The following is a 3,991-nucleotide window of genomic DNA, read 5'->3' as shown; positions in this document are numbered from 1 at the left end:
ACGGCTGCGGGAACCGCTGAGATGGCAGTCAGCGTCGATGACGTTCGACGCGAAGGGCTTTCGCCGCGACCGGAGAGCGACTCGCGCGGTCGGCGACGGTCGGGTGGCCCGCGGGCTGGTGGTGGGGAATCCACCGGATTCAGCGGATGGAGGGCGAGTTCTGGCGCCGGCAGCGAAGCGGCACCGGCGGTGCCGCCGATAGTCGAGACCGCCTACACGGGTCCGCTGCCACTGCCGCCGGAGCCGCTGGACGATGAACCGCCACCGGACGAGGGAGAGCGCACTTCGGTGGGCATTCCGACCGGTCGGGTCAGGGGTTCGAGTCCCGTTAGCTCCACACCCTTATTTCCACCGTATAACCGCGTTCAGAGTTCGTATTTGTAAGCGGGCACGTCACGTCAATGTCCACGTCAGCTGGCGAACCAAAAGGGCCTCCTGCCCTCTCCTCGCGCCCGCACGGACCGCATCGAGGGTTCAAGCGCATGTCGCGCTGCCAGGGCGGTACGCCCAGTCCGTAGGACTTTCGATGACCGGCGTCCGGCCTTGCACGGTTGTATTGAGCGGCAATAAACGTGGGTAAGTGCCAGACGTGACGCTACGGACGATGGGAGTCGAGGAGGAATTCCACCTCGTCGATCTCAAGACCAGGCGCCTGACCGCACGAGCGCCGGAACTCTTGGCCGAGTTGTCCGACAGCTACGTGGCCGAGCTTCAGCGGTGCGTAGTCGAGATGAACAGCGAGGTCGTCGACACGCTCGATGGGCTGCGGGCCGACCTGCAAAGACACCGAAAAACTCTCGTCGATGCCGCAACGAAGCTCGGGATCGGCGTGGTCGCAGCGGGGGCGGTGCCGTTGTTGGTGCCAGCCGAGATGCAGGTCACTCAAACCCCGCGCTATCGACAGATGCTGGCGGACTACCAGCTGCTGGCCCGCGAACAGCTCATCTGCGGTACCCAGATACACATCGGCATCGACGACCGCGACGAGTCGGTTGCCGTCGCGAACCGGGTTGCGCCGTTCGTGCCGATTCTCCTTGCACTGAGCGCAAGCTCACCCTTCTGGGCCGACGGCTCCGACACCGGCTATTCCAGTGGGCGGACCTTGGTGTGGCAGCGCTGGCCGACGACGGGCCTGGCAGCGCCGGTTTCGTCGGCGGCCGAATACGACCGGCTGGTCGCCGACCTGGTCAGCAGTGGCGCGATCGCCGACAATGGCATGGTGTACTTCGACGTCCGGCCTGCGGTCGAGGCGCCGACCCTCGAGCTTCGGGTCTGCGACAGCTGCCCTTCGGTAGACACCATCGTGCTGATCGCCGGCCTGTTTCGGGCAATGGTCGAACGTGAGGCGGATGGATTGCGCGCAGGGGCGCCCGCCCTGGCGATCTCCGCACCGCTGGGTCGCGCGGCGCTGTGGCGCGCCGCCCGCTCCGGGCTCGAAGGTGACCTCGTTGACGTGACGGGCCCACAGGGCCGGCCCGCCGTGGAAGTCGTGACGGAACTGCTGCGGCTGGTGCGTCCACAATTGGAGGCGGCGGGGGACTGGGACGTGGTCAGCGAGCTGGCCGACGGAGTGCTGATCGCAGGCACTTCAGCCGCGCGGCAGCGCAGGGCACTGCGCAGGCGCGGCCGCCTCACCGACGTCGTCGACCAATTGATCGACGAAACCGCGGGCCGCTGGCCCGACGCGGCGCCCGCAGTCACAGAGGACCCCACACTGCTGTTTGGATACCACCCCTACCGCGTGTTCGATCCCGTCGACAAGCGCGCGCCGAGCTACGACGAAGCGGTCGATACCGAGGGTCTGCCTCGGCCCGCATACGACGAGATCCTGCGGTCCGTCGCCGATATGGGGGTGGCCGTGCTGCGGGCCCGCGAGAGCTCCGTCGAACAGGATCAGCGCGCCGAGAACATCACCTTCCGAGTCAGCGGCCAGAGCTGTGCGCAGGTGTTCCCGCTGGACCTGATGCCGCGACTCATCGCGGCCGACGAGTGGGCGTACCTGAAACCAGGGCTGGGGCAGCGAGCAAAGGCACTGAATGCCTTCCTGCGTGACGTCTATTCCGACCAGGCCATCGTCTGCGACGGTGTGGTTGGGGTACATGCGCTGGATCGGGCGCCCGCGTTCCGATCGGCGGGCCGATTGTCGCGGGACGCGGTGCGCGCGCACATCTGCGGCACCGACCTGGTGTGCGACGGTGCCGGGAACTGGATGGTTCTCGAGGACAATCTGCGCATCCCGTCGGGGATCGCGTACGCCATCGTGAATCGCCGGCTGTTGACCAAACACCTCCCCGAAGTCGTACCACCTCGCGAGATCGCCGACGCTGACCTGGTGCCGGCGATGCTCCTGGAGACGCTGCGAGCGTCGGCGCCCGCGCGATGCGAAGGCGAACCATCGGTGGCACTCCTTTCCGGCGGCTGGGATGACTCAGCTTGGTTCGAGCACACCTTCCTGGCGGCCGAGCTGGGCATCCCACTGGTTCAGTCCTCCGCTCTCTCAGTGTGCGATGGAAAATTGTTGCGGCACATCGGTTCCCACGTTCAATCCGTCGACGTCGTGTACGCGCGGATGGACGAGGACATGCTGCTGTCGTCCACCGGCTACGACGGCGCTCCGCTCCGATCCGGCCTACTCGACGCGGTCGGCGAAGGCACGTTGACGATCGCCAACGCGCTCGGCAACGGGATTGCGGACGACAAGGCGATTTACGCGCACGTGCCGGCGATGATCGAGTACTACCTCGGCGAGCAGCCGATACTCGCGCAGGTGCCCACGTGGATCTGCGCCGAACGCGCGCAACGCGACTATGTGCTCGACAACATCGCTGAACTGGTGGTCAAACCCATCGACGGATTCGGAGGAATCGGCGTCCTCATCGGTCCGGAAGCGACGGAAGAAGCACTCGAGGCTCGTCGACGCGAACTACTGAGCCAGCCCGAGCGTTTCATCGCCCAGGAGTCGATCGCGCTGTCCACCCATCCGACGTTCGACGGTGAGGGCATGTACCCGCATCACGTCGACCTGCGCGCCTTCGTGCATCTGCGCCCCGATGCGACGGATCACGTGACCGCCGAGGTCATGCCTGCCGGATTGACCCGAGTGGCGGCCCACGGGTCACGGATCGTCAACTCCTCGTCGGGTGGCGGCAGCAAGGACACCTGGATACTTACCGGGGACGACCGGCGTCATCAGGCATCGACGTAGGGGAACGGAACACGACGTGTGCGGCATCTGCGGGGAACTCCGCTTCGACGGTCGGTCTGCCGACGTCGCCGCGGTCGCCCGGATGACTGATGCGATGGAATCCCGCGGCCCGGATTCAGACGGCGTCGTCGCCCAGGGACCGATCGCTCTCGGGCACCGACGGCTGTCGATCATCGACCTGTCCGCGTGCGGCGCCCAGCCGATGGTGGACAGCGACCTCGGACTCACGTTGGTGTTCAACGGCTGTATCTACAACTACGAGGACTTGCGCACGGAGCTGGAAGCCGTCGGTTACCGGTTCTTCTCGGCAGCCGACAGCGAGGTGGTGATCAAGGCGTTCCACCGGTGGGGCACCCGGTGCGTGGACCGCTTCAAGGGCATGTTCGCCTTCGCGATCGCCGACCGCGCTTCGGGTGTGGTGACCCTCGCCCGTGACCGACTCGGGATAAAGCCGCTGTACCTTGCCGAACGACCGGGGCGGCTGCGGTTCGCCTCCACCGTGCGCGCCCTGCTGAAGGCCGGAGAAGTCGACACCGAACTGGACCGTTCGGCGCTGCACCACTACATGAGCTTCCATTCGGTGGTTCCTGCGCCCCGCACCATGTACCGAGGTGTGCGCAAGCTGCCGCCGGCGACGGTACGGGTGATCCAGCCGGACGGTTCACACGCCGACACCGTCTACTGGACACCGGTTTTCGAGCGCGATCTGGCGCGCGCCTCGTGGAGCGCTCGCGACTGGCAGGACGCGATCATGGACGCGCTGCGCACTGCGGTGGTGCGCCGCAT

Annotated in this window: 2 protein-coding genes and 1 pseudogene; all 3 read left to right on the top strand. The window is 66.5% G+C overall.

What is annotated here, in order from left to right; all coding sequences use genetic code 11:
- Positions 1–580: 580 nt before the first annotated feature.
- Positions 581–1,669 (top strand): annotated as a pseudogene (locus tag QOI01_RS19390) (carboxylate-amine ligase); the annotation flags it as partial.
- A gap of 177 nt (positions 1,670–1,846) precedes the next feature.
- Positions 1,847–3,205, top strand: coding sequence for a circularly permuted type 2 ATP-grasp protein (locus tag QOI01_RS19385; RefSeq protein WP_526383769.1), 1,359 nt, complete (start codon positions 1,847–1,849; stop codon positions 3,203–3,205).
- 16 nt (positions 3,206–3,221) lie between these two features.
- The coding region (locus tag QOI01_RS19380) for an asparagine synthase family amidotransferase (protein WP_526383767.1) at positions 3,222–3,991 on the top strand (770 nt) is incomplete at its 3' end.

It is taken from the genome of Mycobacterium sp. (assembly GCF_032162605.1).
GTDB lineage: Bacteria > Actinomycetota > Actinomycetes > Mycobacteriales > Mycobacteriaceae > Mycobacterium.
The sequence above is the reverse complement of the archived record's forward strand: the minus strand, read 5'-3'. Positions and strand labels throughout refer to the sequence as shown.